At 57.2% G+C, this 25,267-nt stretch carries 18 protein-coding genes and 2 pseudogenes; 10 read left to right on the top strand and 10 right to left on the bottom strand.

Features of this window, described 5'->3' with window-relative positions; genetic code table 11:
* The coding region (locus JQ597_RS00005; RefSeq protein ID WP_212261406.1) for a VCBS domain-containing protein at positions 1-1,649 on the bottom strand (1,649 nt) is incomplete at its 3' end.
* A gap of 1,412 nt (positions 1,650-3,061) precedes the next feature.
* Here JQ597_RS00005 and JQ597_RS38400 point away from each other — a divergent pair.
* Positions 3,062-3,322 (top strand): PilZ domain-containing protein, encoded by a 261-nt coding sequence (locus tag JQ597_RS38400; RefSeq protein ID WP_212261408.1) that lies wholly within the window; start codon positions 3,062-3,064, stop codon positions 3,320-3,322.
* A gap of 9 nt (positions 3,323-3,331) precedes the next feature.
* Positions 3,332-3,790: a PilZ domain-containing protein gene (locus tag JQ597_RS00015; protein ID WP_249133118.1), complete on the top strand. Its 459-nt coding sequence runs from the start codon at positions 3,332-3,334 to the stop codon at positions 3,788-3,790.
* 707 nt (positions 3,791-4,497) lie between these two features.
* On the opposite strand, the gene JQ597_RS00020 is transcribed toward JQ597_RS00015, so the two are convergent.
* From JQ597_RS00020 to JQ597_RS00030, 3 genes are all read right to left on the bottom strand, one after another.
* A complete protein-coding gene (locus JQ597_RS00020; RefSeq protein WP_249133119.1) occupies positions 4,498-4,695 on the bottom strand; it encodes a hypothetical protein in 198 nt (65 codons plus the stop codon).
* Between the two features lie 1,735 nt (positions 4,696-6,430).
* Positions 6,431-6,988, bottom strand: coding sequence for a LabA-like NYN domain-containing protein (locus JQ597_RS00025; protein WP_212261409.1), 558 nt, complete (start codon positions 6,986-6,988; stop codon positions 6,431-6,433).
* A 451-nt stretch (positions 6,989-7,439) separates the two neighbouring features.
* Entirely contained in the window at positions 7,440-7,628 is a 189-nt protein-coding gene (locus JQ597_RS00030) for a hypothetical protein (protein ID WP_212261410.1), read from the bottom strand.
* A 757-nt stretch (positions 7,629-8,385) separates the two neighbouring features.
* Between JQ597_RS00030 and JQ597_RS00035 the strand changes: the two genes are divergently transcribed.
* Positions 8,386-8,742, top strand: a complete 357-nt coding sequence (locus JQ597_RS00035; protein ID WP_212261412.1) for a hypothetical protein — start codon at positions 8,386-8,388, stop codon at positions 8,740-8,742.
* Positions 8,743-9,069: 327 nt separating this feature from the next.
* On the opposite strand, the pseudogene JQ597_RS38405 reads toward JQ597_RS00035, so the two are convergent.
* Positions 9,070-9,269, bottom strand: a pseudogene (locus JQ597_RS38405) (transposase); the annotation flags it as partial.
* 45 nt (positions 9,270-9,314) lie between these two features.
* On the bottom strand, positions 9,315-9,914 hold the full coding sequence (locus tag JQ597_RS00045; protein ID WP_212261414.1) for a class I SAM-dependent methyltransferase: 600 nt from the start codon (positions 9,912-9,914) through the stop codon (positions 9,315-9,317).
* 833 nt (positions 9,915-10,747) lie between these two features.
* Between JQ597_RS00045 and JQ597_RS00050 the strand changes: the two genes are divergently transcribed.
* The 5 genes from JQ597_RS00050 to JQ597_RS38410 all read left to right on the top strand — a co-directional run bounded on the left by JQ597_RS00050 (position 10,748) and on the right by JQ597_RS38410 (position 17,363).
* Positions 10,748-14,374, top strand: coding sequence for a glycosyltransferase family 2 protein (locus tag JQ597_RS00050; protein ID WP_212261415.1), 3,627 nt, complete (start codon positions 10,748-10,750; stop codon positions 14,372-14,374).
* 178 nt (positions 14,375-14,552) lie between these two features.
* A complete protein-coding gene (locus tag JQ597_RS00055; protein ID WP_212261416.1) occupies positions 14,553-15,443 on the top strand; it encodes a hypothetical protein in 891 nt (296 codons plus the stop codon).
* A 120-nt stretch (positions 15,444-15,563) separates the two neighbouring features.
* Positions 15,564-16,298: a hypothetical protein gene (locus tag JQ597_RS00060; protein WP_212261417.1), complete on the top strand. Its 735-nt coding sequence runs from the start codon at positions 15,564-15,566 to the stop codon at positions 16,296-16,298.
* A gap of 441 nt (positions 16,299-16,739) precedes the next feature.
* The gene (locus JQ597_RS00065; protein WP_212261419.1) at positions 16,740-16,988 is read left to right on the top strand and encodes a hypothetical protein; all 249 of its coding nucleotides are present in this window, start codon (positions 16,740-16,742) and stop codon (positions 16,986-16,988) included.
* 210 nt (positions 16,989-17,198) lie between these two features.
* Entirely contained in the window at positions 17,199-17,363 is a 165-nt protein-coding gene (locus JQ597_RS38410) for a recombinase family protein (protein WP_502754151.1), read from the top strand.
* Between the two features lie 2 nt (positions 17,364-17,365).
* On the opposite strand, the gene JQ597_RS00075 is transcribed toward JQ597_RS38410, so the two are convergent.
* Positions 17,366-18,115: a hypothetical protein gene (locus JQ597_RS00075; protein WP_212261423.1), complete on the bottom strand. Its 750-nt coding sequence runs from the start codon at positions 18,113-18,115 to the stop codon at positions 17,366-17,368.
* A 630-nt stretch (positions 18,116-18,745) separates the two neighbouring features.
* A complete protein-coding gene (locus tag JQ597_RS00080; protein ID WP_212262493.1) occupies positions 18,746-18,991 on the bottom strand; it encodes a hypothetical protein in 246 nt (81 codons plus the stop codon).
* Between the two features lie 184 nt (positions 18,992-19,175).
* Between JQ597_RS00080 and JQ597_RS38000 the strand changes: the two genes are divergently transcribed.
* A complete protein-coding gene (locus JQ597_RS38000; RefSeq protein WP_212261426.1) occupies positions 19,176-20,921 on the top strand; it encodes a DUF4573 domain-containing protein in 1,746 nt (581 codons plus the stop codon).
* 359 nt (positions 20,922-21,280) lie between these two features.
* Here the strand turns inward: JQ597_RS38000 and JQ597_RS38005 are convergent.
* Together JQ597_RS38005 and JQ597_RS00095 are read right to left on the bottom strand one after the other, a co-directional pair.
* A pseudogene (locus JQ597_RS38005) lies at positions 21,281-21,808 on the bottom strand (DUF4347 domain-containing protein); the annotation flags it as partial.
* Between the two features lie 91 nt (positions 21,809-21,899).
* Complete coding sequence (locus tag JQ597_RS00095) at positions 21,900-22,301, bottom strand: hypothetical protein (RefSeq protein WP_212261429.1); 402 nt, start codon at positions 22,299-22,301, stop codon at positions 21,900-21,902.
* Positions 22,302-23,059: 758 nt separating this feature from the next.
* On the opposite strand from JQ597_RS00095, the gene JQ597_RS00100 reads away from it, so the two are divergent.
* A complete protein-coding gene (locus JQ597_RS00100; RefSeq protein ID WP_349628765.1) occupies positions 23,060-25,222 on the top strand; it encodes a peptidase domain-containing ABC transporter in 2,163 nt (720 codons plus the stop codon).
* The last annotated feature ends 45 nt before the right edge of the window (positions 25,223-25,267 follow it).

The raw sequence follows: 25,267 nt of genomic DNA on the forward strand, positions 1-25,267 counted from the left end.
TTGGCGTCATCCTCGTCGACCGTGGCCACGACCGCGGCGGAAACCACGGGCGCATCGTTGGAGCCGGTGATGGTGACCGTCACCGTCTGCGTATCGGAAAGCGGCGAAGTACTACTGTCTGTGCTTTTCACAGTGTAAGTCAGCACCAGTTGTTCACCCACCGCTAGATAGTCGAACGCCTGCGTACCGGAGTTGAAATTCCAAGTAAGGTTGTGCGTATCGGTCGGATCAGCTGCGAGATCCGCCGGCGTCACGCCTAACATCGTCAACAATTGTCCATTGGTCAGCCCAAGCCCCGTCGTTGTGCCCGAGGTCACAACTGTCGTAACCAGAGAGCTAACCGTGTCGGAGACGTCGGCATCGGTCACACTCAAGGTTCCGCTGCCGCTTAGACCTGCGTTAGTCTCGACCAGGCTAGTTGATGCAGTATCTGTCGTTACGAGGATAATATTGGGCCCGTCATTGGTGCCGGTGATGGTGACGTCGATCTGCTTAGTGATCACGCCGCCGTTCTGGTCATTGAGCGTGATGGTGAAGCTCTCGACCTTGGTCTGGCCGGCGGCGAGATACTCGACCGCTGAATCCGCAACCGTGTAGGTCCAGGTCAGCTGGCCGCCAGTGCCGGTTCCGGTAGTGTCGGAATTCTTGACCGCGCTAAGCGAGCCCAGAGTGGTGCCGACCGGGGTGCCGGTCAGGGACACCAGATGCACGTCGGTGAGGTCGACATCGCTGAACGAGATGGTGCCGCTGTCGGTGAGATTGCCGGCTGGGGTGACCTGCTCGGTTACTGCACCAATCAGATCCTGCACGGTGATCACTGGCGCATCATTGCTGCCAGTGATGGTGACGTCGATCGTACGGCTAGTCGTGCCGTCTGCAGATATTACCGTAAGGGTCTGATGAACAATTTGCCCGGCGGCGAGAGCCTCCGTCGCAGGCTTGGCGTTATCAAGCGTGAAACTCCAGGCTCCCGTTGTCGAATTGAACGTGAAGTTTCCATATGTACCGGTCAGCGCGGCCGCTGAGGGATTTTGAAAATGATTTTCGCCTGCATCCACATCGGTAACGGTGAGGGTGCCTGTTACGGTCGGCGTGCCCGGAGTACTGTTGCTCGTCCCTCCGGCCTCAACAACGGTGCCTGTGTACGTCCCTGTGATGGTTGCGCCATCATTTTCGCCTTGGATGTTGATCAAAACGCGCGCTTGGCTAAGCGTGCCGTTGCCGAGGCGGATGGCGTAAACGAACACGTCGTTAATCTGATCCGTTGCGGAGAGCGTGTTGAGATCCCTGCCCGCCGCAGCTGCCCCGCCATTGTCGAGCTTGTATTCGACTTTTCCGTTGTTGATTCGAACCCAGTTGTTTAACGCCGTTTTTTCCCACGCCGAGATGCCACCGGTAAGCGGGTCCGCGACTAACAGCTGTGCATCGGGGGCGAGCGCGTTGCCGTTACCGTCGTCGACTGAAAAAAGTGTTTTTGCATTTCCCCCAAGGTCATTACTCATCACGTCGAAGGTGACGATGCGGGTCGCGACATTGTAATAACTCGATAGCGCGAGCGCGTTTTCGGTCCAGCTATACAGGTCATCTTTGGCTTGGGGCGTATTCGAGAATGAAGTGGTGCTGCCGCCGCCAGTTGTCTGAGTAGCCATTTTATATTTGTCCTCGAAATTCGTGAAATCGATTGTTAGTTGCAATTTGCCCGGACGCGGTTGAGCGCTCCGGCTGGTTGAGACGGCATAGAAGCGGATGTTTCAGCCGCCTGGAATTCTGAAAAAGCGTCTTGATACGGCGACAGCGTAACGGCGGCGTCGCTCGGCGTAGTCACCGGCGGATCACGCACGATAGGCTCCGACTGATCGACCGAATTACCTCGAACTATTACTGCAATTTCGCGGAGGCGAGATTCGATCTCTGACCAATCGATCCCAGGCTCTACCTTTACCGGCTCCGACTTCGGTGTAAAAAATACGCGGCCACGCGATTCGATCTCGGACCCGTCGACCGGCTCTGCCTTTTTAGTAAACGCAACGCGACCCACGGCTCACTCCTCTGCTAACGCAGAGCAGGTGCGATCGCTCGAAAGGTATCTCACAAGACACCGCCGATTTTCGGCGCGATCAACGCAAACGCGCTGACACTGGAGAGAATCTGGAACTATTGTGAAATTACTCCGAACGCCATAATCCCTGCCCTATTCATGTCGAGTCCCAGAAGACCGCGCATGTTCGAAATTTTTTTGTCGCGTCTCTTGATTTGATCAGAGACAAAATCGCAGACCTCATTCCTTCGTGCTGCTATTCGCGAGGCCGTCCCTTAACTCAATGAGTGCAACTTGCCGCAAATTCTAATTACCGTCCATATGCAACGCGACATAGATTGATTTAACTATGAATCGATGGCGTCGCAAAATTGGTTATGATTCATCCGGTTAGAAGTCAAAGCTCTTTCCTAGATTGAGAGACCGTAAGACTACGGACATCAAGCGGCGAAAGAGGTACCTCAAAATAGCGATTGAGAGCAGCACAGCTTGTACTTGCCAGATTATCTGCGCGGGCTCCTCCGAGAATTGCCGACGGTACGAAGACCGAGGCCCGCGCAAAGTTCCGAAGCTTGCTGGACGCCGTGAGCACGAGCGAACACGTCGATTGCAGCAAAATCACTGTCGGCGAATGGATTGATCAAAGGCTACAATCCGGCGCGCCTGGTCGTGGAATGAAGTGAGTCAGCCAGCGGACGCTCGAGGTGGCCAAGAAGCGGCTGCATCACGACGTGCTGGCAATCCCACTATTGACGGAACCAACGCCAACGATTTCGTATCAGCGCGAATTTCGCCCACGCTGCAAATCGTCAAAGCTTCTGTCAATTACAGATTTTAAGTTTTGCTCGCGCATCATATCTGCCGAACGGTATATTTGACATCTGGCTCGTCTTCTTCAAAACCCGAATTAGGCTGGCCGGCGCGTTAGCCAAACTTTAAGCGCGTCTGTAAGTTTCCAGCCCGCTTTACGGACGCTTTACGGATTGGGCCCACCGTTAACGATTAGTTTTCACAGGTGAGCCGATGCCAACCATCGCAATAGCGGATACCGAAGCACGCAACGCGCCGCGCCGCAAAGTCCTCGATAGCGGCTTGATGAGGTTCGGAGACTTGTCCGTCCCCTGCGTTATCCGCAATCTTTCGGAAATTGGCGCTGCGTTGGACGCAGTTCCCCAAAGTTTGGTCCCCGATCAGTTCACTTTGATCGTTGTTCGAAAAAAGAAAATCTATTCCTGCACCGTCATATGGCGAAAAGGAACGCGCCTTGGCGTATCGTTCTGCTGAATGACCTCGATGATCGACGAGCGCAGAAGGTCACTGCGGACCGACGTTGACGAAATGGCCTACATTTCGGCATCGGGCTCGAGCACGCGGTGTCGAATTGCAAATATGTCCGATGACGGCGCGGCCCTGGATGTTCCCGACGCCTCGTTTGTCCCGAATTGCTTCCAATTGATGACCGAGCAGGATCGGATCGTTCGGACCTGTAGGATTGTTTGGATCAAAAAGAACCGGATCGGCGTCGAGTTTGAGACTAAAGAGCAGTCTGCAATCACGCATCGTGAACGGCAGTTTCTGCAGTATTTGCGTGACACTAATTGGCAGCGTGCGGCGAGTTTGCCGAACAGCTCGAAACTAATATCGAAACTGCTCGGAAACGGCTGGGTTGAACGCAGGGGCGAAGGGAACGACGCCGCATACCGCATCACGTCAAAAGGCTTGGCTGCGAAAATAAGGCCGGTCAAAATTTAGTGACACCAGGCTGCCGATTTTCAAAGCGGCGGTTTTCGGTTTCCTTGGGCAGCTCTCGGATACGAAGGCGCGCGAAGCCGCGCAAAGGGCGAGCAAAAATCGCTGGCCGGAACTAACTTGCGGAAGTTATAGGGCTCGGAGCGATCGACTGCGCCAAACCCCGAGGCACCATTCGTTTGCGGACCCTCAGCCCACTACCGACGCGGGACGCTGCGCGCAGCGGCGTCCGCCGAAGCGACCTTCAACTGCGAAAGGAGTGCCTGATTTGTCGCAGCATTGACATGGTACCGTCTGTGTACCTGCCATTACAGAAGTACTGATCCAGCTGCGATGCACCAAGCATAAGCAAGACTGCAATCACGAAGCCCTTGAACATAGTGGGCCTCCATGGCGACCGCCAACCGGGCTGGTTGGATTAAAGCGTTTCGGAAATTCGCTATCGCTCGTCGCGACCTATCTGCAATGGCGGTAAGCTTGACAATGACTAGTAACTAGTCCCTTAAAGGGCAGCACAGCACGCTTCGGCATCGCAAAAAGCCCGGGCTGCCGTTTGGGACGGCCGGGCACACGCCGTGCTATTCCGCAGAGCTGTGTGAAATCGATCTAGCCACACGAAGAAGAGAGACCAGCGCCTCTTTAGCATTTTCAATGCCGAGCGCGACCAGTTCGCGAACCTGAATTGGCACCTCGATTTTGGTTTCCCATACTCAGCGGCCATCCTCCGGCCAATTGATGGGCATGAACGTAAGCCGCCGTCGGTCCATTTCTTCGCGAAGCTTATCCGCGTATGCGCGGACGCCCTCGCCTGCAAAGCGATAGCGGCTTCCTGCATCCAAGGCGACTTGCTGACGGACGTTCTCGTAAAACGCCAACAGACGTTCGTTCTTCATTTGGGAATAATTCATATAAGGCCTCAAAAAAAGCTGACCAAAAAAGCAGACCAAAAACGAAGATTAGACACCAACCCGGCCGTGAGCCAAGAGCTTTCACGTATTTTTTGCATCTCAGCTCAAAAAGGATTGTGAAACGACAGGTCGGATCGAACCCTCGCCGAAACCAAACGCCGCGCCACCTGACTACCGTAGCTCTTTTGCCACACGGTATGAGTTTCCCCTACTTGTGTTGTTCTCAGTGCAGACGCCATCGAAGGGATCATTAGCTTCCGTAACCGGCGGCGCGGCGTGTGTGGACTCGCTCGAGGGGCCAGCGCGGTTCTAACCCTCGAGCGAGTTCGCTCGCGCTACTGCTTCATGACCGCCGCTTAGCCGATAATGTCACGGGCGCGGGAGGGCGGACAGCTTATTGCCCCGCATACGAACCGAACGACCAAGCCTTCGTTGATTAAGGTTGATCCCGCATCCATGCCATTAACTCGGAGAGTGCCGCAACGACAGCCGAAGTTGCAAGCATCCGCGCCTTCCGTCACAGGCGAACAAGACAAGCGATTGATGAAAGTCTGACCGGCCAGCGCGAGCAAATCGCCTGGAGGCGGCATGACATATTGGACCGCAGGTGTCGTAGCAACCTCGTTGGCTGTCTTTCCCGTCGTTGCGAGCGCGCAGATGAACTGCGAAGCAATACCTCACGGACCCGTGCGCACCGATTGCTACCTAGGCCTAAGTCAGTTCTATCGTGGACAATCCAATCTTGCCGCTGCCAGCGCGCGCACAATCAGACGCCGCGTGGTATCGCGCAATTACTGGAACAGACCCTCCGAAGCCCAAACCACATCGGCGAAGACACAGACTTGGCCGTTGATCAAGGGTGTTGGGTCGCTAAACCTTCATAGCGAGAAAATCATGATGATCATGAATACAAATGCGAGCGCACTCGCGACGACCCCATAAATTAGATCGCCGCGTTCGCGTTTCGTCATGCTTTGGATCCCAAAGGTCAGGTCCTGAACGCGACACCGACGAAGTCAGCGTCTCGCCAGACCAAACGACACTCCCGAACCGTCCGAAAATTATCGAACGACAGATCGAATTCCACCGGCAATACGTTCAGCCGCTCCAAACGAAGGCTGGCTCCGGAATTCGTTACGTCGCGAACCCAGCAAGGAAAGACACCGGCCCCGCCATGAAAGTATAACAGTGCGCTCCGATTGATGCGCGTCCGGCCGATCGCACGACGTTCTCGACCTGCGGACTTCAGCACTTGCTCGACACTCAACATGGCAGTCCCGTGAAGCGTGCAGCAGGATAGGTTTGGGCGGGACGCCGCCTACAGCGACGCCCCTCGTCGAGCGGTACGCTTGATTGGTGATCCGGACACCTCTCAAATCCGAACGACTACCCGGAATGGTAGGCGTACGTTCGCACGCGGCAACAAAACTCGCATATTAAGCTTGATACGGTCGCTGCGGGTTAATTGTGGAACTGGATGCGGTCTAGGTCTACCTTCGGCAACCTCGCCGCGGGCGGATCGGCACGGCTGCCGGCGTTCTGGTGTTGAAATAATGTCCGGGATGGGACTCGGCCTTCAGTTTCCACTGGGACACTGTACTCCATGGGGGAGTGTCAAGCAGTGGACGCGTGATCTTGCTCGCGCAACTTTCAAGAACAATCGTGCACGCATCAGTCGGGTTCCAGGTGGGTTGATGCTTCAAGCGGCCGGTGGAGGCATGTCGAGAATGCCTCCCTACGAAAACTTATCCCTCTGGTTGCGCATTCTGCTCTCCTCCTTTGTCCGCCCTATCGCAACCTTGAGGTCATCCAATTCGAGGAACGTATCCGCCTGCCGACGCAATTCGTCAGCGACCATCGCAGGTTTCGTTCGCATGCTTGATACGACTGTGACGCGAGGACCGAGGCGCTGGATTGCTTCCACAAGGCGACGAAAATCGCCGTCCCCAGAAAACAACAATATGTGGTCTACATGCTTCGCAATCTCGACCGCATCGACTGCGAGTTCGATTCCAATATTGCGCTTGTATTTCCGCCGGCCCTGACCATCATCGAACTCTTTGACCGAGTTCGTACGCACTGTGAAACCGTTATAGTCGAGCCAATCGATGAGGGGCCGGGTCGTTTGAAACTCTTCGGCGATGATCGTGTAGTAATAAGCACGCACAAGCACGCCGCGCGTCCTGAACTCGGCGAGAAGCCTCCTGAAATCAATGCTGAAGTCCAAGGCTTTCGCGGTGTGGTGGAGGTTCAGGCCGTCGACAAAGAGCGCCAATTTTTCGGAAGGAATCATCACCCCAAGCTCCCTTCATTACCCATAGGACTGCGGTGCATTATGGTGCAACTAAGATTGCCGGCGGGGTGACGAACCTTGTCCACTGCTACCGCGTCGCGGCGTTTACGTCCGCTTTGGTTCGCGTCGATTTGACCGCGCCGCTCACTTCCGGTCTAACTCCACAAGAAGACGCAATCGGGGCCGTGAGCGTGTTCTCAAAAATGCCAACGCCCCTACTTCTTACCCAGAACCTGCTCCACGGCTTGCATAACAGGCTTTTTGGAATTCTGGTCTTGCTGGCAGAAGCGCTCTAGCTTGACAGATTTCTCTTCGAGGGCATTGGAGTCAATAACGGGATTGCCTTGCTTACCTCTGTGACCCAACGAAGATACTCAATTACGAAGCTCGAATAGAACGCCAAGAGACACCGAAAATCGCAGCGCGCATGTGGTCCCTGAGTAATGCGCCTTCAAAGATAGACGACGTAGATTGCGTCTGGATCAGTGGCCTGAGCTGGAAATTGCATATCCCGGTCGACATAGCCGTCATAAATGACGCCTGGTTCATTCAAGCCATCAAATGGTCCGGGACTTTTCACCACGCGCGCAGTCTTATCCGGAAGCGCCAATAACTTCTCGATCAATTCAGCAACCGTCATTGCACCCTCCCCTGCCCTTCACCTCCCAACACCGCAGCGGCGCAACGATTCCTGCCGCCGCCAGCCCTGGACACCTTTCTTAAGACCGCCAACGTGGCCGAGCAAGCCTCATCAACCCAAACGGCGGCCTTCGGAGGATTGGGACGCGGTGAAATCGACGGGCTGAGCCAGTGAAGATACGAGGTGACCGGCCATGCAGTGATCCGGCCAGCCTCCCTGGCGGCGGCTGACTGCAATAAAATGCGGCGTCGAAATCGAGCAGCCGCAACAAAGCCCTGCGGCAGAGATTTGGCTCACATGATGCACTTGGACGTTTTTACTTCACGCTCGCTTTATTTAGGTCGAGCAGAATCTTTTGCCTTCCGAAGGCGGACCCCAGGTCCTCCGCCGTTTTCCTCGATGAACACGATGCCCGCATTCTCAAGCGCGCCACGCACATCTTCGATAGTACGCGAATATGGTTCTCTCGCTCCCCTCTCGAAGTCCGCAATGGTTTTCGTGGCCGTTTTGCTCGCAGCTGAAAGGTCTGTTTGAGACCAGCCAAGGAGGCCCTCTTCCTTACCGAGACGAATGGTGAGCCGCACTTCTACTTTTGGCAGATCAATCGCTCCGTGCGGACGCAAAGACATACCGACCCTTCGGCAAGCTGACCACTTCGCCGCGTTCTTCTCGGAAGTAATCCGATTGTGTCAAGGAGCCTTCATCTGTGAGAGACATCCGGGACAGGAGGCCGTTCAAGAGCGCAGCGGTGTTTTGCATGCTGATGAATGTCTGTTCAGTATGGTCGTCGCAGCCAGCAACGCCGGCCGGTCAAAAAGCGCATAGCGCGGAGTGTAAATTAGCCGGTAATGCCGCTATCATTATGCCGTCATCGGAAGGGCAGACAATGAAATGGGTTTGTGCGGCACTATTTGTCACGTTTTATGCCGGTGGCGTTGTCGGCTCTTTCGAGATTTACAAAGTCCGCTTTTCCTGCGTCCTTCTCAAAGACATCGACTCAAAAACCTGCGGAGCCGCGGTTTGGGTCAACTCATTCGCGTGGCCGTACAATGGTGGGCGCCGACTTGCGCGTTGGTCCCACGAGCACGACGGCGAGCATTTTCCCTTAAGATAAAGCCGCCCGATTTGCTCGGCCTCAGCCAATCCAGCCGCCGGTGCCCGGGGTCAGCAGTGGCAGCGCTTCTGCAACTTTTTCTTCCTCAACCAAACCGAACGCGCGGCGAAGCGCGGTCGCAGGTGGGGCAATTCCGAATAATCGGTCGATAGGCATTTCGCACGGGTCCAAATCGTCAGCCGCATCTGAGCGAGGCGGCCTTACGATTCACGCATTGCTTCGTGGCGCACCGAGGACCGATCAGCCCCAATCACTTCACGCGCCCGCCGCTGACTGACCCTCAAAACTCAAGCAAAGGCGGCCACAGTCTGCCGCCTTGCGACGCTATTTTTGAGTTGAGTCCTTTAGCATGGCGTTGCCGAGTATTGCCTCAGCCAACAACTTCGGTCGGCAAAGACCTTAAGGCGCCGAGCTTCCGATACGGCCAGGCTACCGTACTTGGCCTTCCATTTGTAGATCGCGCTGCTGATGCCGTGCTTGCGGCAAACACCCCCCGTCTTCGAGCCCGCTTCCTGCTCCCGCAGGATCGCTTTTCATATCCGTTTCCATGACGGATTCTACCCTGGCCTATTTCAACTGCCCAACATTAGAAAGACGGCGTTCCGCCAAATCTGATGGTCATTTCTCGGATAATAAATAAGAACTATAGCTCCTCGCGCATGAAACGGAGCTACCTCCAAACGCAACGGCCGATAGCCGCCAGCCTCGATATCGCTATTCACACCACTTCCCGGTGCTATGCTATTCGTTAGCAGCGCAAACTTATATCGCTGGGAAATCACCTCAAGATAAGCGGCAATGAGTTTGTTGGGAAGATGCTGCAACATTTCCTTTGCGATGAGCAAATCGCCGCCCGGCAACGAGTCAAGGTTTCTGGAAAGATGAAAGCTAATATTATCTGCAGCATATCGCCTATTATTTTCATCTATCAGCGACTGAACAACATCGAGACCTGTATATCGCACCGATGACCAATTTATATAACGGGAAAACTGCCAGTCACCGCATCCTAGATCGGTCACAGTCCTTACTTCATTTTCCTGGATAAACCTTTCCAAGAAAGAGCGATATTCGATCGTACTGCTGGGGAGAGATCCGGGACCAGAACCATTACTCCAGCGGTCTTCGTTGTAGACTGCCTCGAACGCACTAGCGACATCGATTTCTTGCACTTGAACACCTCCTCAATGCACAGTTCGACAGCCATTAATTCTGTACGGCGCTTACTGAACTTGAATTTTTTGCTCAGTTAAGCTTCGCAAGCTCGGCATTCGCTCCCTCAATTCCCTGGTGTCCCGCCGCTCCGTTGCCTAGATAGCGTCCAAGCATCACTTGCGCCTGGCCATGGCCTCGTTCCGACGCGGCGCGAAACCAACTCTCCTGCGGCAATTGCGACCTGACCTGCAGGTGTGGCCGCCGCCGTACATCGCGCCCATCGCAAACTTTCCGCCGCTATGCCCTTGGGCTGCGGGGCTGCTCACACAGCTTTTGCGCCGCAGCGACAGCGGTAGGCCCACCGCGCCCGTTGACCAGCATTCCGCCAAGGCGACTTGAGCGTCTGTGATCCCGCCTCTGCGGCGCGTGTAAACCATTGGCGCGCCGCCTCCAAGTCTGCCGTCACACCACGCCCTCCACTTAGAGGCGGCCTAACATGAATTGCGCCGCTAACATAACTCAAATTTGGTTGCAAGCCCCCCGCGGCGATGGCACGGTTAGCATTGATGAGACTTTCGACTGCCCCCGCGCGGATCGATGGCAAACACAAACATTTGAGCATTGAAGGGCTGACTGGCCAGAGGAGCTTAACGCGTTGCCCTCGGTTCCCTGACCAAGACGGACTCTAGGGTCATTATCATCTAGTGATAGTCTCGGCATGCATGCCTACGGCTGTTAGCGGCGGGCAGATCCGTTCCAACGGAAGACGACGGCAACGAATGGAAGCTAACGCGCGATTTGCGTCCCAGAAAACATAGAAGGGATCGCCGCACAGGAAGGTGTGTTGTCAATGACCATGAAGTCGATTGGCCTTTGCATGATTGTCAAGAACGAGGCAAGCGTAATTGTCCGCTGTCTCGACAGTGTACGACCGATGATCGATTTTGTCTTGATAGAGGACACAGGCTCGACCGACGGGACGCAGGAAATCATCCGAAATTGGCTCACTGAAAAGGGCATTGCCGGTACCGTCGTCGAAGAACCATGGCATGATTTTGCATACAACCGGTCCCATGTGCTGGCCTGCCTTCGAAAAACGGAGCATATCGACTACGCGTTCATCATCGATGCCGACGATACGCTCACGCTCGATCCCGGGTTCGACGTCGTCGCATTCAAGACCACTATGGAAGCGGACTTCTATGATGTCCCGATCAATCACGGTCCAATCAGGCATTACCGACCGCAAATCTGCAGCAACAGGAAAGACTTTTATTTTCGCGGTGTCTTGCATGAATTTCTGGAAACCCCAGCCGGACCTCATAACCGTGAGACCGCCTCAGGATTTGCCATCCAGATCAACGGCGGCGGTGCGCGTAGTCAGGATCCGCAGAAATTCCGAAAAGACGCCGAGCTGCTAGAACGCGCATTGCAAAACGAGACGGACGCGTTTCTCCGCTCCCGCTACACATTTTATCTCGCTCAGAGCTATCGCGATTTTGGCGAGAAACAGAAAGCGCTCGACCTTTACCTGTCTCGAGCCGAGATGGGCTTTTGGCAGGAAGAGATATACGTAGCCCTATTGGGCGCCGCACGTCTAAAAGAGGAACTCGAATTTTCTGAGGACGAGGTCATCGCTGCGTATCAGCAAGCCACTGAATCGCAGCCTGCAAGAACGGAAGCATTGCACGGTGCGAGCCGTTACTGTCGGTACAAAGGCAGAAACCAGTTAGGCGCCGAAATCGCTCGTCGGGGGATCGACTTGCCGTTACCTCTTGGCGCTCTCTTTTCTGAAGGCTGGATCTATGAATGGGGCCTTCTCGACGAGCATGCCATCAACGCCTATTGGGCAGGCGACTACCACAGCTGCATCGCCGATTGTCTGCGCATTCTCGAACGCGCGAAAATAGATGAAGCTACGAGAACGCGCGTCATCGCTAACGCCCGTTTCGCGCAGGACAAGCTTCGGGAAGTCAAACCTTCGTCGTTTGTTGATGCGAGCAAGGCGCCATTCGTGACAACGTCTCCCCCAAAAGTGCTGATCGCAATTCTGGCAAAGAGTAAGGCCGGCCATTTGCCTTTGTTTTTGGAGTGCATCGAGGCGCTGGACTACCCGCCGGAATATATCTCGCTGCACATCAGGACCAACAACAATAAAGATGCGACCGCAGAAATCCTGCGCGATTGGGTGGCTCGGGTTGGCGCGCGCTACGCGCATGTCGAATTCGATGACAGCGACGTCGCGGAGCGCGTTCAAGACTTCGACGACCACGAATGGAACACCACGCGCTTTTCGGTACTAGGTCGAATCCGCCAGCACAGCATTGACCAAGTCTTGGCGCTGGGGTGCGACTTCTATTTCGTCGTCGACGTCGACAACTACCTGCGTCCCCTCACCTTACGGAATCTGGTCGACCTTAACCTGCCGATCGTAGCGCCGCTTCTTAGATGCGTCGATACCGACAGGCCCTACTATTCCAACTATCACCACATCGTCGATGCGAACGGGTATTTTTTAGACAGCGTCGAGTACCGCAAGATTCTCGAGCGCGCCTCACCGGGTCTCCATGAGGTTGCGCTCGTCCACTGCACCTATCTGGTCCGGGCCGATACAATACCTCGCCTGACTTACGATGACGCGTCGTACCGCTATGAATATGTGATTTTTTCCGCCAGCGCGCGAAAAGAGGGCATACCCCAGGTGCTAGACACCCGCGAAGTCTATGGGTGGCTGACCTTCGGCTCCGATGGTGAAGCAATCAGGCCGCTCCTCGCGGCCGAGCTTGCCGAACAGTCGCTGAAGAGAACGCTCGCCAGTACGATTTATCCACCATCGCAGAATGCAGAACGAGCCATACGATTGAAGGAATATCCGCCACTCGCATCCATTTCCAATACGCCGTCGGACGACTACGTGAAAGCTCGACAGGCACTCGAGCAAAAGCCTTATCTGCTCGAGACCGATGCACTCGGCTTTATTCGCGGAACCGACTCGCCCACTCAATCGACACACACGCTCGTGGTCATGGGCGACGGTGTTGTCGAATGCATGTATCTCGACCCGGATGACAGGTTCTGCGCAAAGCTCGAAACACTTGCGCGCGGGGAATTCGGCGTAGATGTGGCGGTCAAAAACGGCGGCTACAGCGGAGCCACCACGCTTCACATGCTGAACGTCTTTATGAATAAAATCGTTCCAATGAAGCCTGACCTGGTTATCCTGATGACCGGTATTGTCGATGTCGATGTCGCCCACGTTCCGGCCAGCTTTTGGAGTCGGGACTGCTGGATCGAACCGATCGTCGAACTCAGCAAAGATAATCGATGGCGCGACAACAATAGCTCTCCCGCTCCCTCGTTTTCCGATCGCCGGCGGTTGCTCGACCTTTTTTCGGCCACTGCACGCGCGTTTGACATTGAACTTTGGTTTGCAACAGTTCCGCATCGTCGCGGTGACAATGTCGACCCGGCCAAAACACGAGCACGACTTTCCATCAACGAAGTCACCCGCACAGCAGCGCGCGCGGGAGGACATACTTTATGCGATCTCGAGGTCGAACTGGCAGAATGCTACGACGTCTTCCAGGACGACTTTCATCTGAACCGCGCCGGCAGCGAAACTGTCGCACGTTCCCTGCTTGCGAAGAGCCTCGAGTTCTTTCAACGTTGCACGGCAAAAGTTGCTGCCAAAGCAAAGCCCGCTCAATTGATCGGCGAAATCAATGTCATAAATTTGGATCGCAGCACCCAGCGCTGGGAACTTTTCAATGTTCGTAACAAAAACCTTGGCCCATACACGCGCTATTCGGCGGTGGATGGTCACATGGTCGACCGCTCGTCTTTGGAAACCGAAGGCATAATTGCACCAGGACTCGACTATAGTCCCGGAGCCTTGGGTTGCGCTCTCTCCCATATTCGGCTTTGGCAGCAGGCTGTCGAGCAAAATGTGCCCTTGACAATATTTGAGGACGACGCATTCGGCCATCCTCAGTTTAACGAACATTGGCGCACCGTCGCCGCACAACTTCCTGATGATTGGGATGCCGTATTATGGGGTTATGTTTACGACCCGCTTTTCATCTGGACCGACCTGGGCTTCTCGTCGTCTGAAGTCCGGTTCTACGATCGAGCGCCGGCATTTACGTGGAACGACACAGCGAATGGACGTTCGATATACTCTCCTGTGCGATTAAGACATGCTTTCGGCACACAAGCATACTCAATCAGCCCCCGCGGAGCAAAGCGCTTCTTAGACGCCCTCTTGCCTCTAAAGAAACAGTTTGTCCCATTTCCCGGGACGTCAATCGTAAACGAGGACCAGGGCATCGATGGCGCCATGAACCTGGTGTATCCGAAAACTCAGAGTTACATATGCATTCCTCCGCTTGTGGTCCATCGAGATGATGGGGTGAGCGATCGATTGGAGGGGCTCGAGTCAGATTCGCGTCCACTGCTAGACGAGCCTATTTCTTCCTAGTGAAAATCTGGTTTTCTCCGCTAGACGATTTTTTCTTCGAATAGGGGAGCTAACGCGCGACGTACGGCTGCCTCACTTCCGGGCCGAAACCGATTTGCCGCGAATTCGCATAATTGTCGTGGAAGCGGCAACGAGATCTCGAGATGCAATCGATACGTCGCTTGGGATGGGAAATTCAATGGATAGACGATCGTTCATAAGAGGGATAGTTGGCGCAGGAAGCGCGTACAGCGCGTTTTTAACGCCAATTGATGCAAAGGCGCAGATCCTTTCGGCTAAAACTCGTTCTCTTCTGATCACCGCGCCAGTCGAGCTCACCGGCGACTGGGGCGGGATGATCCCAAATGCGGCGCTGCAAGTTATCGAGCGGATGCGCGCGGCTTGCTACGATGGCGTACGTCTTGTTTCCGATCAACAGCCCGATCGGTTGCGGGTCGAAAAACGCAGCTCAGGGTCGCCAGCCATTTGGCTTCACCCGGCTGGAACCACCACCGGCTGGATCATCGTCAACATTGGCGAACGGGACTGGTCGAAGCTAGCCTATCAGTTCGGCCACGAGCTCGGCCACGTGACAGCCAACTCCTGGCGAGGTGACGCCAAACCGCGCCCGCCAAGCAGATGGCTTGAAGAGGCGCTGGTCGAAGCATTCTCGCTGCGCGGCCTGGGGATTTTGGCGGATAGTTGGTCAAAGGATCCGCCATTCAAGGACGATAGCGGGTTTGGGGCAGCCTTGGCCGTCTACCGACAAAACATAGTCGAGCGCTACGGCAAGCTTGCAATAGAACAGGGAAATCCCAAAAACCTCGACATCTGGTTAAAGCAACATCGTTTCACGATGGAAGGCCAGCCAGGTCTGAATGCCTTTGCGCAGGCAGCATCTCTACGTATCCTCGAAGAGTATGAGCGTAATCCGGCCTGTATTGAAGCGCTTGGTGCGCTGAACAGATGGGATGGCCGCAGCGCCCTTCCGTTGGAGCAGTATTTCGAGGCATGGAAGGCCAGCTGCAAAGAGTTGAAGGCCTCGGCGGAGTTGCCCAGTCAGATGCAGAGACTTCTTGGAGTGATATAGAGTATCGCGAAAAAAGTCAGAGTACGCGGGGCAATAACTGAAGGATTTTATTCGCAAATGTCATCGCCTTGCCCGTCCCTCCTTACCGCCCCAGTTGAACTCACCGGCGACTGGGGCCACATGATCCCCGACGCGGCTCTGCATGTGGTAAAACGTATGCGCGCGGCTTGCTTCGATGGCGTACGCCTTATCTCGGACGACCAGCCCGACCGCCTCCGCGTCGAGGAACGCACTTCGGGGTCACCGGCTGTTTGGCTTCACGCAGATTCTACCAACACCGGTTGGGTCATCGTCAATATCGGTGAGCGCGACTGGTCACGACTGGCCTATCAGTTCGGCCATGAACTGGGCCATGTGACCGCCAACTCATGGCGCCCTGATGCCAAGCCAGCTGCTCCCAGCCAATGGTTTGAAGAGGCCATGGTCGAGGCATTTTCGCTGCGCGGCTTGGCACTCCTGGCAGATAGCTGGTCAAAGGATCCGCCGTTCAAGGACGATAGCGGGTTCGGTGTAGCCGTGGCCACTTACCGGCAAAACATGGTCGAGCGCTACGGCAAGCTCGCGATCGAACAAGGCAATCCAAAAAACCTCAGCATGTGGTTTCAGCAACATCGCGCGGCAATGGAAGCGCAGCCGTGTCTGAATGCCTTCGCGCAGGCAGCATCTGTCACTATCCTCGCGGAGTATGAACGCAACCCCGCGGGCATCGAAGCGCTTGGGGCGCTGAACAGATGGGAAGGCCGCAGCGCGCTACCGATAGAGAAGTATTTCGAGGCCTGGAAAGCAAGCTGCAAGGACTTGAAGGCGTCGGCGGAGTTGCCTAATCGGCTTCAGGGACTGCTTGCCGAGAGCTAGGGCACCGCGCAAGGATCGAGAATTTAAGCCGGCCCATTTGAATTCCCGTGCTTTGAAGTGGCCGACCGATTCTGAGAGGGTGACTAGCCTCGCAAGAAAAGCCCATCCTGGGTGCGGCCGCGAGGACGCTGCTGGCCACGCCCTATCTCGGTTGACCCAGTTCAGCTTAAGCGCGCTTCGTCCCGGCTGTGCGTCTCGCTTCTTATCGCCCGGCTTCAGGAATGTTGCGCCCGTTGATCCAAGCCAGTTCGGGGTGACGGTTAAGCATACAGCTCAGGTATCGCCTCTCCCACCGACTGGGCTGGTCGAGGCCGTTGTGACCTGGCGCCAGTCGCGCCGTATCTCCTGCTCTCCTGACTGCCCGTTCTGTGGCGCCTATGCCGATCCTCGACGAGGCAAGGCTGCCTGATCCGGTGGGGGTAGGAGGGGCGAGAAAACACAATGAGCAACAACCCCATGCAAAGCGCTCACGACGCTCCCAGGTGCGGGGCTAAATCAAAGCGCACCGGGCTGCCCTGTAGATCGCCGGCGGTGACGGGGCATCGCATCTGCCGGATGCATGGCGCCGGCGGTGGCGCATCGAAGGGCAAATTAAACGGAAATTTCCGGCATGGTGGCCGCACTAAAGAAGCCACCGATGCCTCGCGTTATGTCAATCAACTGGGCCGCGTCGTCCCAGTGATCGATTGATGGAACACAGCCGGAGGCACGGACTGAGGCCAATTTGCAATGTCGTTCGGCCTTATGCCGCACTTGCTGAAAAGGAACGGCAGCTAATTTCTCAGCGCACACGCGATGCACTGAAGGCCGCGAAGGCTCGAGACCGTGCTTGGCAATCCTCATCTAGCTGACGTTCGCCGCCGCGCGATAAAAGCAAATGCCGATAGCTTCGCAAAGGACGTGGCGCCAAGGGAGATTCAGGGCAGCGGCGGCATTGCATCCCGCCGCGCTATTGCTCGAGCTCTCAACGCGCGTGGTGTTGCTACGGCTCGGGGCGGCAAGTGGACAGCCGTGCAGGTTAGCGCGATCCTGAACAGAGCAGTATTGCCGTTAGCGCGCACCTAAGCTTACTTCTGACCTATATCAATTAACACTCGGCCCTCCCAAGAGGGGGTGGGTGCCGCACCAATCGAACGGTAAAGGACATTCAGCAGGGCTTTTTCAGGCAAACTCAACTGGGAGAGAAAAGTTGTCATCTGTGTATGCGCGGCCTTGGGCTGATAACCAGTTCCCGGGGGATGGTGAATAGTTACAGATTTGTCCCGGACGACAATGCGTCCACTTGCGTAACTGGCGGCGATTGCTGCCCAATCGATACCCCATCCGATATTGTTCGATTTAAAATCCAGAGCCTTTAGTCTTTCGGCAATAGATTGGTGGATTGCCCAGACGCAGCAATCGCTTTGCGCTGTTGTGTAGAGGTTGGTGTCCCCAATGCGCTGGATTGCAACTCTTTCCGTTTGCCACGCCGTGTTGTCCACCTCCGCTGCCCAAACCCCCAAGTAGGGAAGCTGGTCGAACGCTTGTACGCAGGCCGAGACGACGCCGCCCCAATCGGTGGACTCCATGTCCCCCACGATGTTGAAAAGTATGGGACGGGACAATATCCGGAGTGCAAAAGCGAACTGCCCTCCAAAATGAGCCGCCGGGGAGATTGAGATCCATTCCCAGTCATCGACAACTCTGGGCGGCGTGTCCGAGACATCTACAACGGTTTTAGCCGCTGGCAGGTCGCGCAGTTCTCTGCAGATGTGAAGCACATTGTCGACGACACGGGGCCAGCAGAAAACAAATATATGAACGTCACTAGTCAACATGCCCACCGCCCTAGGCCCTGATTGCAGTGCAGAGTATTGGCCCGGAGTGGGAACTACAAGTTTCTAGAACGCGCAATCGCTTCTTGTCTATCATGAATTGGGGTGACGAGACCCCTAGAGATCCAGCACCGGCGCCAAGCTGCCAGGGGCGAGCACAAGCCTATAGGGGCGGCCGCCTGTATAACTTGCGTTACCCGCATGTGAGGCGTTTCGACGTCAAGATCGAGCGCCGTCTCAATGCGCGGCAGATAGTGGCGCACGAGATCAATTTGCATGGTCGCATCGGCGTGGATCATAGGCAGCCCCACCACCCTGTCGTGGAGATCCTGCCGCCCCAGAACGTGCAGCCACCGAATAGAGCCTTCCTTCGTGGTGATGGTTTCAATTCGCCGCCGGCCAGTTGCTTCGCGATCGGCTGTCAGCAGCCTCGTCGAGGGCCTGCCACATCGCGGCGCGTTTAAGGCCCGGATCGAAGCTGCTCTCGCCTTCTTTGATCGACGTCCGCCTGCCTTCGAGCGTTCATCAATCCTATCCGGAAACGGAAAGCGCGGCGCCTTGCGACGCCGCGCTAGTGCTTTGCTGAAGAGCGCAACCAATTCGGCCGCGCTCTTCTGATGGCATTCGTGTCGACTAGCCGTTCGGCTTGAACACGCCTTCGACAGTCTTTGGCCCATGCGGATCGTCGAGAGACAGTCCGCCTTTGACCTTCGACCCTGGGTCAGGCGTTTGACCGCCCGCGCCTGTGTGGCCCGTTCCTGTCGCGCCGCCCGCCGAGAAGTCATGCGGCTGCAGGTCCTGCACACCAAGGGTAGCGAGAGTGGCCGTCCCCTTCGGCCCGTGGGCAATGTTGCCCTGCGCGCCGCTGATGAAGGTCATCTGCCCAGAGGCGCCAGTGGAGACATCGGCAGCACTGATGCCGACTTTGGTCGCCTTTTGGTGGCCCGGGTTGCTCGGATCGGTACCAGAGGGTCCGGTTTCGCCTCCCTCCGGGCCGTTGCCGAGGCCGTTGTTGTTGTGCTGCCGCGGACCCGTAGCTCCACCGTTTGGACCTGTCGAGCCGGTGGCACCTGTCGAGCCGGTGGCACCCGTCGCGCCGGTGGCACCCGTCGAACCAGTTGCACCCGTCGAGCCGGTCGCACCCGTCGAACCAGTTGCACCCGTCGAGCCGGTCGCACCCGTCGAACCAGTGGCACCGGTCGCGCCGGTTGCTCCCGTCGAGCCGGTTGCTCCCGTCGAGCCAGTCGCACCCGTCGAGCCGGTCGCACCAGTCGCACCCGTCGAGCCGGTTGCACCTGTCGAACCAGTTGCTCCCGTCGAGCCGGTTGCACCTGTCGAACCAGTCGCACCCGTCGAGCCGGTCGCACCCGTCGAGCCGGTGGCACCTGTCGAGCCGGTTGCACCTGTCGAGCCGGTCGCACCTGTCGAGCCGGTCGCTCCCGTCGAGCCAGTCGCACCTGTCGAACCAGTTGCACCCGTCGAGCCGGTCGCTCCCGTCGAGCCAGTCGCACCTGTCGAACCAGTCGCACCCGTCGAACCAGTCGCACCCGTCGAGCCGGTTGCACCTGTCGAGCCAGTGGCACCCGTCGAGCCGGTTGCACCTGTCGAGCCAGTGGCACCCGTCGAGCCGGTTGCACCCGTCGAACCAGTCGCACCCGTCGAGCCGGTGGCACCGGTCGAACCAGTCGCACCTGTCGAGCCGGTCGCACCCGTCGAACCGGTTGCACCTGTCGAGCCAGTCGCACCTGTCGAGCCCGTTGCACCTGTCGAGCCCGTTGCACCGGTCGAGCCGGTCGCACCCGTCGAGCCAGTTGCACCCGTCGAGCCGGTGGCACCCGTCGAGCCGGTGGCACCTGTCGAGCCGGTGGCACCCGTCGCGCCAGTCGAGCCGGTTGCACCCGTCGAGCCAGTCGCACCTGTCGAGCCGGTGGCACCTGTCGAGCCGGTCGCACCTGTCGAACCAGTCGCACCCGTCGAACCAGTTGCACCCGTCGAGCCGGTTGCACCTGTCGAGCCGGTTGCACCTGTCGAGCCAGTTGCACCTGTCGAGCCGGTCGCACCCGTCGAACCAGTTGCACCCGTCGAGCCGGTGGCACCTGTCGAGCCGGTCGCACCCGTTGCACCGGTCGAGCCAGTTGCACCGGTCGAGCCAGTGGCACCCGTCGAGCCAGTTGCCCCTGTCGAACCAGTGGCACCTGTCGAACCCGTGGCACCCGTCGAGCCGGTCGCACCTGTGGCTCCGGTATCACCAGTCGCACCTGTGGCGCCGGTCGCTCCGGTATCGCCAGTCGCGCCCGTGGAGCCGGTCGCGCCCGTCGCACCAGTCGAACCAGTTGCACCTGTCGAGCCCGTGGCACCCGTCGAGCCGGTCGCACCTGTGGCTCCGGTATCACCAGTCGCACCTGTGGCGCCGGTGGCTCCAGTCGAGCCCGTTGCACCCGTCGAACCGGTTGCGCCGGTATCACCCGTTGCACCCGTGGCTCCGGTCGCACCCGTATCGCCAGTCGCACCTGTGGCGCCGGTGGCTCCCGTCGAGCCCGTGGCACCCGTCGAACCGGTTGCACCGGTATCACCCGTGGCTCCAGTCGAACCCGTATCGCCCGTCGCACCTGTGGCGCCGGTGGCTCCAGTCGAACCAGTTGCACCTGTCGATCCGGTTGCACCGGTCGAGCCGGTTGCACCTGTCGCGCCCGTAGCACCCGTCGCGCCGGTCGAACCCGTCGCGCCGGTGGCACCCGTCGCGCCCGTGGGGCCTGTTGGACCCGGGGCGCCGGTCGTCGTGAGAGTTAAATTGCCTCCAGCAAAGTGATCGCCAGCATTGCCCGCGGCACCAACGTTATTGATAGTCGTGGTCGTGAAAGCATAACCCGCTTGGTTGCCCGGAGTACCGGGGTCCACATCGACAACAGGAGTAAGCGTGCCGTATAAGCGGAATCCGGAGTCATAGATAAGATAAGTATGAGTAGTATCTGGAACTGTTACAGTTATAGAAAAATTAGGAGCCGCGCCATTGGAGGCCGAAGGAAGCTGAAAGCTACCAACGACTGTGTCATTGGTGGTAGCAGCCGTACCATTTGTGTCGATCAGGTAATAAGTGTTAATATTATTACTGGAACCAGAATCTATAGTGCCATTGAGCGTCAGATCACCGGATGCAAGTACACCGGCGTAACTCGCGACGCCCGCCGATGTCAGCGGCGCCAAGGGCGAGAACTCACTCCCGCGAGCGGATAACTCCCAGGCGCCGCCCAGACCCGCTGCGCCTACAAGCGACCTGGATGCGCAAACATCCGCGCCCACAGTCTCACCCAGCGCCTCTATAAAACCTTCGCCCGTATCCCCTGATGCCGTCTCGCAGCTCCACAGCCGCAGGTCGCCGTGCCCGCCCAGGGCACGGCCTATGGCGGCTAGATGGTGCGCGTCACCCTCGAGCGTCGCAAGTTCACCCTCATCACGCGCCAGCGTCTCCAACGACCATTTGTCTGAACTGAAGATCACTTGGCCCGGTGCGCCGTGCGCAACAACGTGGATCGCATCAAGTCGCGCAACACCGTTCAGGGCTTCTGCCATCTGCTGTGCCGCAGGTCTACCGCGATCAAGCACGACAGCTCGCACTTCGGGGCGCAGATTTGACAGCAGTGTTGCTAGATCCGGAACGGCGGGATCAACGAACAGAAACTCTGATTGGTGGGCCATGGAATTGGTCCTCTTGACTTTGACCTTCACGATTCACGGCAGGCCGAGTGGTGGAGGAGATCAACAAACAAATAGACGCCCTAGCGAGAGATTACTCTCCGCTAAGTCCACCTGGCTGTAAGGGATTCAGAGAGCTACGAACGGAAATAAACTGGCAGAGCTTGAACTCTCCGTTCGCATCAAAGGTGCCGATGTCGTAAGCGCTCGCGTAGCGTCCGACCTTCAACCGCATCTCCACCGCGTTAAAACTGTTCGATGCGTCTGGCAGATTGACTTGGGAGACGATCGTCTTCGTAGCCCGATCGACAATGAAGAATGTGACGGTTTGGGTGGTCTCGCCGCGTGGCAAAGACCCGATCACGACAATTTCGTGCGAGACGCCGGCAGAGAGAAGGCCGCCATATTTAGCAATACCTACGGCCGTTAGCGGCGGCAGAACATTCTGTTGCTGATAAGAAATCGCCGACTCGTCGGCTCGATCTGATTTAGACATACGCCCACCCAATGCTACTAACGACTTGCGGAGCAAATTACACGTACCAGCGCCGTCAGCAGCGACAACGGAGAACTCCTCCGTCGTTCATCTGCTAAACTCAGCACACGCAAATGATTTGTCTCGCCTTATGCGCAGAGTCAATTACATCGCCGCCAGCACGACAGACGTGCGCGCATGTTCCGCAACAGCCAACGGCAACCTCACTGGCAACTGCCCGCGTTGGTTTGTCTGTAACGCTTCGGAAACAAAAATTTACTTTCTCCTTGCCTCGACTGTTTCAATTGGCGAACTTTGAGCGATGCAGACCGATTGAACTGCCTTCGCCTGTTCTCATCGCATCAATCGACGAACGCGCCGGTGCATTCGGTTCCACGACATACCCCTTTCGAGTTACCTCGAAATGTCTTCGCTGGCTGGTGCGCCTGCCCGACGCCTCTTAAGACATTGCGTAAGCCCTTGCGGCGGCCTCGAGGTATCTAACTAGGGTGTTCTTGCTCTCGGTATTATCGAAGGAACCGAAGATGAGGTAGGCGCAGACCGAATTTGAATGTAGTGTGGTTATGCTGCTTGCGCGCAGATGATAAGCAGCGGTTGCGCTGCCGTATCGTCCAGACTTGAGAGATGCATCGAGAGTAGGCCTTCGCGTGAACCCTCAGCCTCCTATCCAACATCCGGACGCGCGCTTCGGGGCAAAGAGCACGTCCAGTGCCACAATGCCGGACGGGCAAGTCAGGCATGACGCAGCTAAGGCGCGCGTGGATGCGCTCGCCGTTGTTGCTCAGCACCACGGCGTCGAACTAGATCGCAAAGCGCTACGCGTTTCCCCCGGCGAGGTACCCTCTCCCGCCGCTCTCGTCACTTGGGCGCGCGAGGGCGGACTTTGGGCAAAGGCGACGCGCCTGCGATGGCGCCACCTGATCCGCATGCAGTCGGACGCCCCAGTTGTGCTCTTGTTTTCCGACGGTGGTGCGGGCGTCCTCGTCTCGCGCGACGCCAATGCTGGCACCATATCCTTACGGGATCCGAGCCGTCCCGGTGAAGAGCCCGTCGCCATCGATGAGCTTCGCCTCGCAAACGTCTGGCATGGGGATGTATTGCTGCTGCGGCGTGAGCGAGGCACATCTGCCGATGAGGAGCCATTCTCGTTCTCTTGGATGATGGGTCGCGTTCTGGAAGAGCGCCGCAATCTGCGCGAGATAGCCGCCGCCTCAATTAGTTTGAGTGTCCTGCAGATCGTGCCGCCTTTCCTTATCATGGTCGCCATCGATCGGGTGATTACGCATCAGGCCATGGCGACGCTGGGCATGATCTCGCTGATACTGATCCTCCTCACGGCCTACGACACGCTGCTTGGCTACGCGCGTCGCGAGATCATCGAAGTCACCGCGACGCGGATTGACGCGCGGTTGGGGATGCACGTCTTCCGGCGATTGCTCGCACTGCCAATGGACTTTTTCGAGCGCCATCCGACCGGCGAAACGGCCCGCAAAGTTGGCCAAATCTTCAACATCCGCAGCTTCTTCACCGGCAAGCTCGTTAGCACGTTTCTCGACGTATTCACCCTGATCGCTCTTCTGCCATTCCTGTTCTGGATGAGTGCGACGCTCGCCTGGATGGTGCTCGTAGCATCTGCCCTCGTTGCCCTCGTGGTATTCGCATTTTTACCTGCGATAAGGCAGGTTTTTGCGCGCCTCGTGATAGCTGAAAACCGTAAGAATTCGGTGCTGGTCGAGACGGTGTATGGCATGCGGACCGTCAAGTCGCTCGCAATCGAAAAGGTGCGTAATGAGGAGTGGGACGCGCGCGTGGCTGAGGCAGGCCAAGCGCGTCTCGACGCCGGTCGCATCTCGAACGTCGCGCAGACCATCGTCAGCCCAATCGAGGCGTTCATCAATCGAGGCGTTCTGCTCGTTGGCTGCTACATCCTCATTGCTTCGCCTCCCGGGAGCACCGCGATTACGGGCGGTGCTCTCATCGCGTTCTTAATGCTCGGCGCACGAGTAGCAAGCCCGCTGATTGGTCTGGCAAAGCTCATGCAGGATATCGAAGAAGTTCGCCTTTCGGTGAGCGAGGTCGCGGATGTACTCAACCATCCGACAGAAGCCGCGGCGATGCGGACCGGTCTTCGGCCGAAATTTGAAGGTGCGATTGCATTCCAGGACCTCACCTTTACCTATCCGGGATCAACCGTGCCGGCGCTTGACCGCATCTCGTTCGAAATTCCAGCGGGAACCATGCTCGGCCTCGTCGGTCGCAGCGGCTCGGGGAAATCGACGATCGCGCGCCTCCTTCAGGGCATTAACCGCGAGTATAGCGGTTACCTTAAGATCGACGGCACCGATCTGCGGGAGATCAATCTAACGCACCTGCGCAGCAGCTTTGGCGTAGTGATGCAGGACAATTTCCTGTTTCGCGGCACTGTGCGCGATAACATCATTGCCAGCCGACCTGGGTTGACACTTGAGCATGCTGTGCAGGCGGCCCGTCTTGCGGGTGCCGAGGAGTTTATCGAGCGGCTGCCGCGCGGGTACGAGACTTGGCTCGAGGAAACCTCGTCCAACCTGTCGGGGGGACAGCGCCAGCGTCTTGCCATCGCGCGCGCGCTCGTCTCCGATCCGCGCCTTATGATCTTGGATGAGGCGACGAGCGCGCTCGATCCCGAGAGTGAGGCCCTTGTCAACGCGAACCTTTTACGCATCGCCAAGGGTCGGACGATGATCATCGTCTCGCACCGGTTGTCCTCGCTGGTCGACTGCGACCAGATCCTCGTCCTTGACAAGGGTAAGGTCGTCGATATTGGGCCACACGAGGAAGTGCTTGAACGCTGCGCCGTTTATCGACAACTGTGGCAGCAGCAACACCGGCATTTGGAGGGCGGGCGCCCACGTCCGCTTAAGTCCGCCACGACACGAGAGTGACGATTATGGCCAGGCGCTCGGTCACCACTCGCGGATTGTTGCCAA

This window comes from Bradyrhizobium sp. AUGA SZCCT0177, from assembly GCF_018130125.1.
Lineage (GTDB): Bacteria > Pseudomonadota > Alphaproteobacteria > Rhizobiales > Xanthobacteraceae > Bradyrhizobium.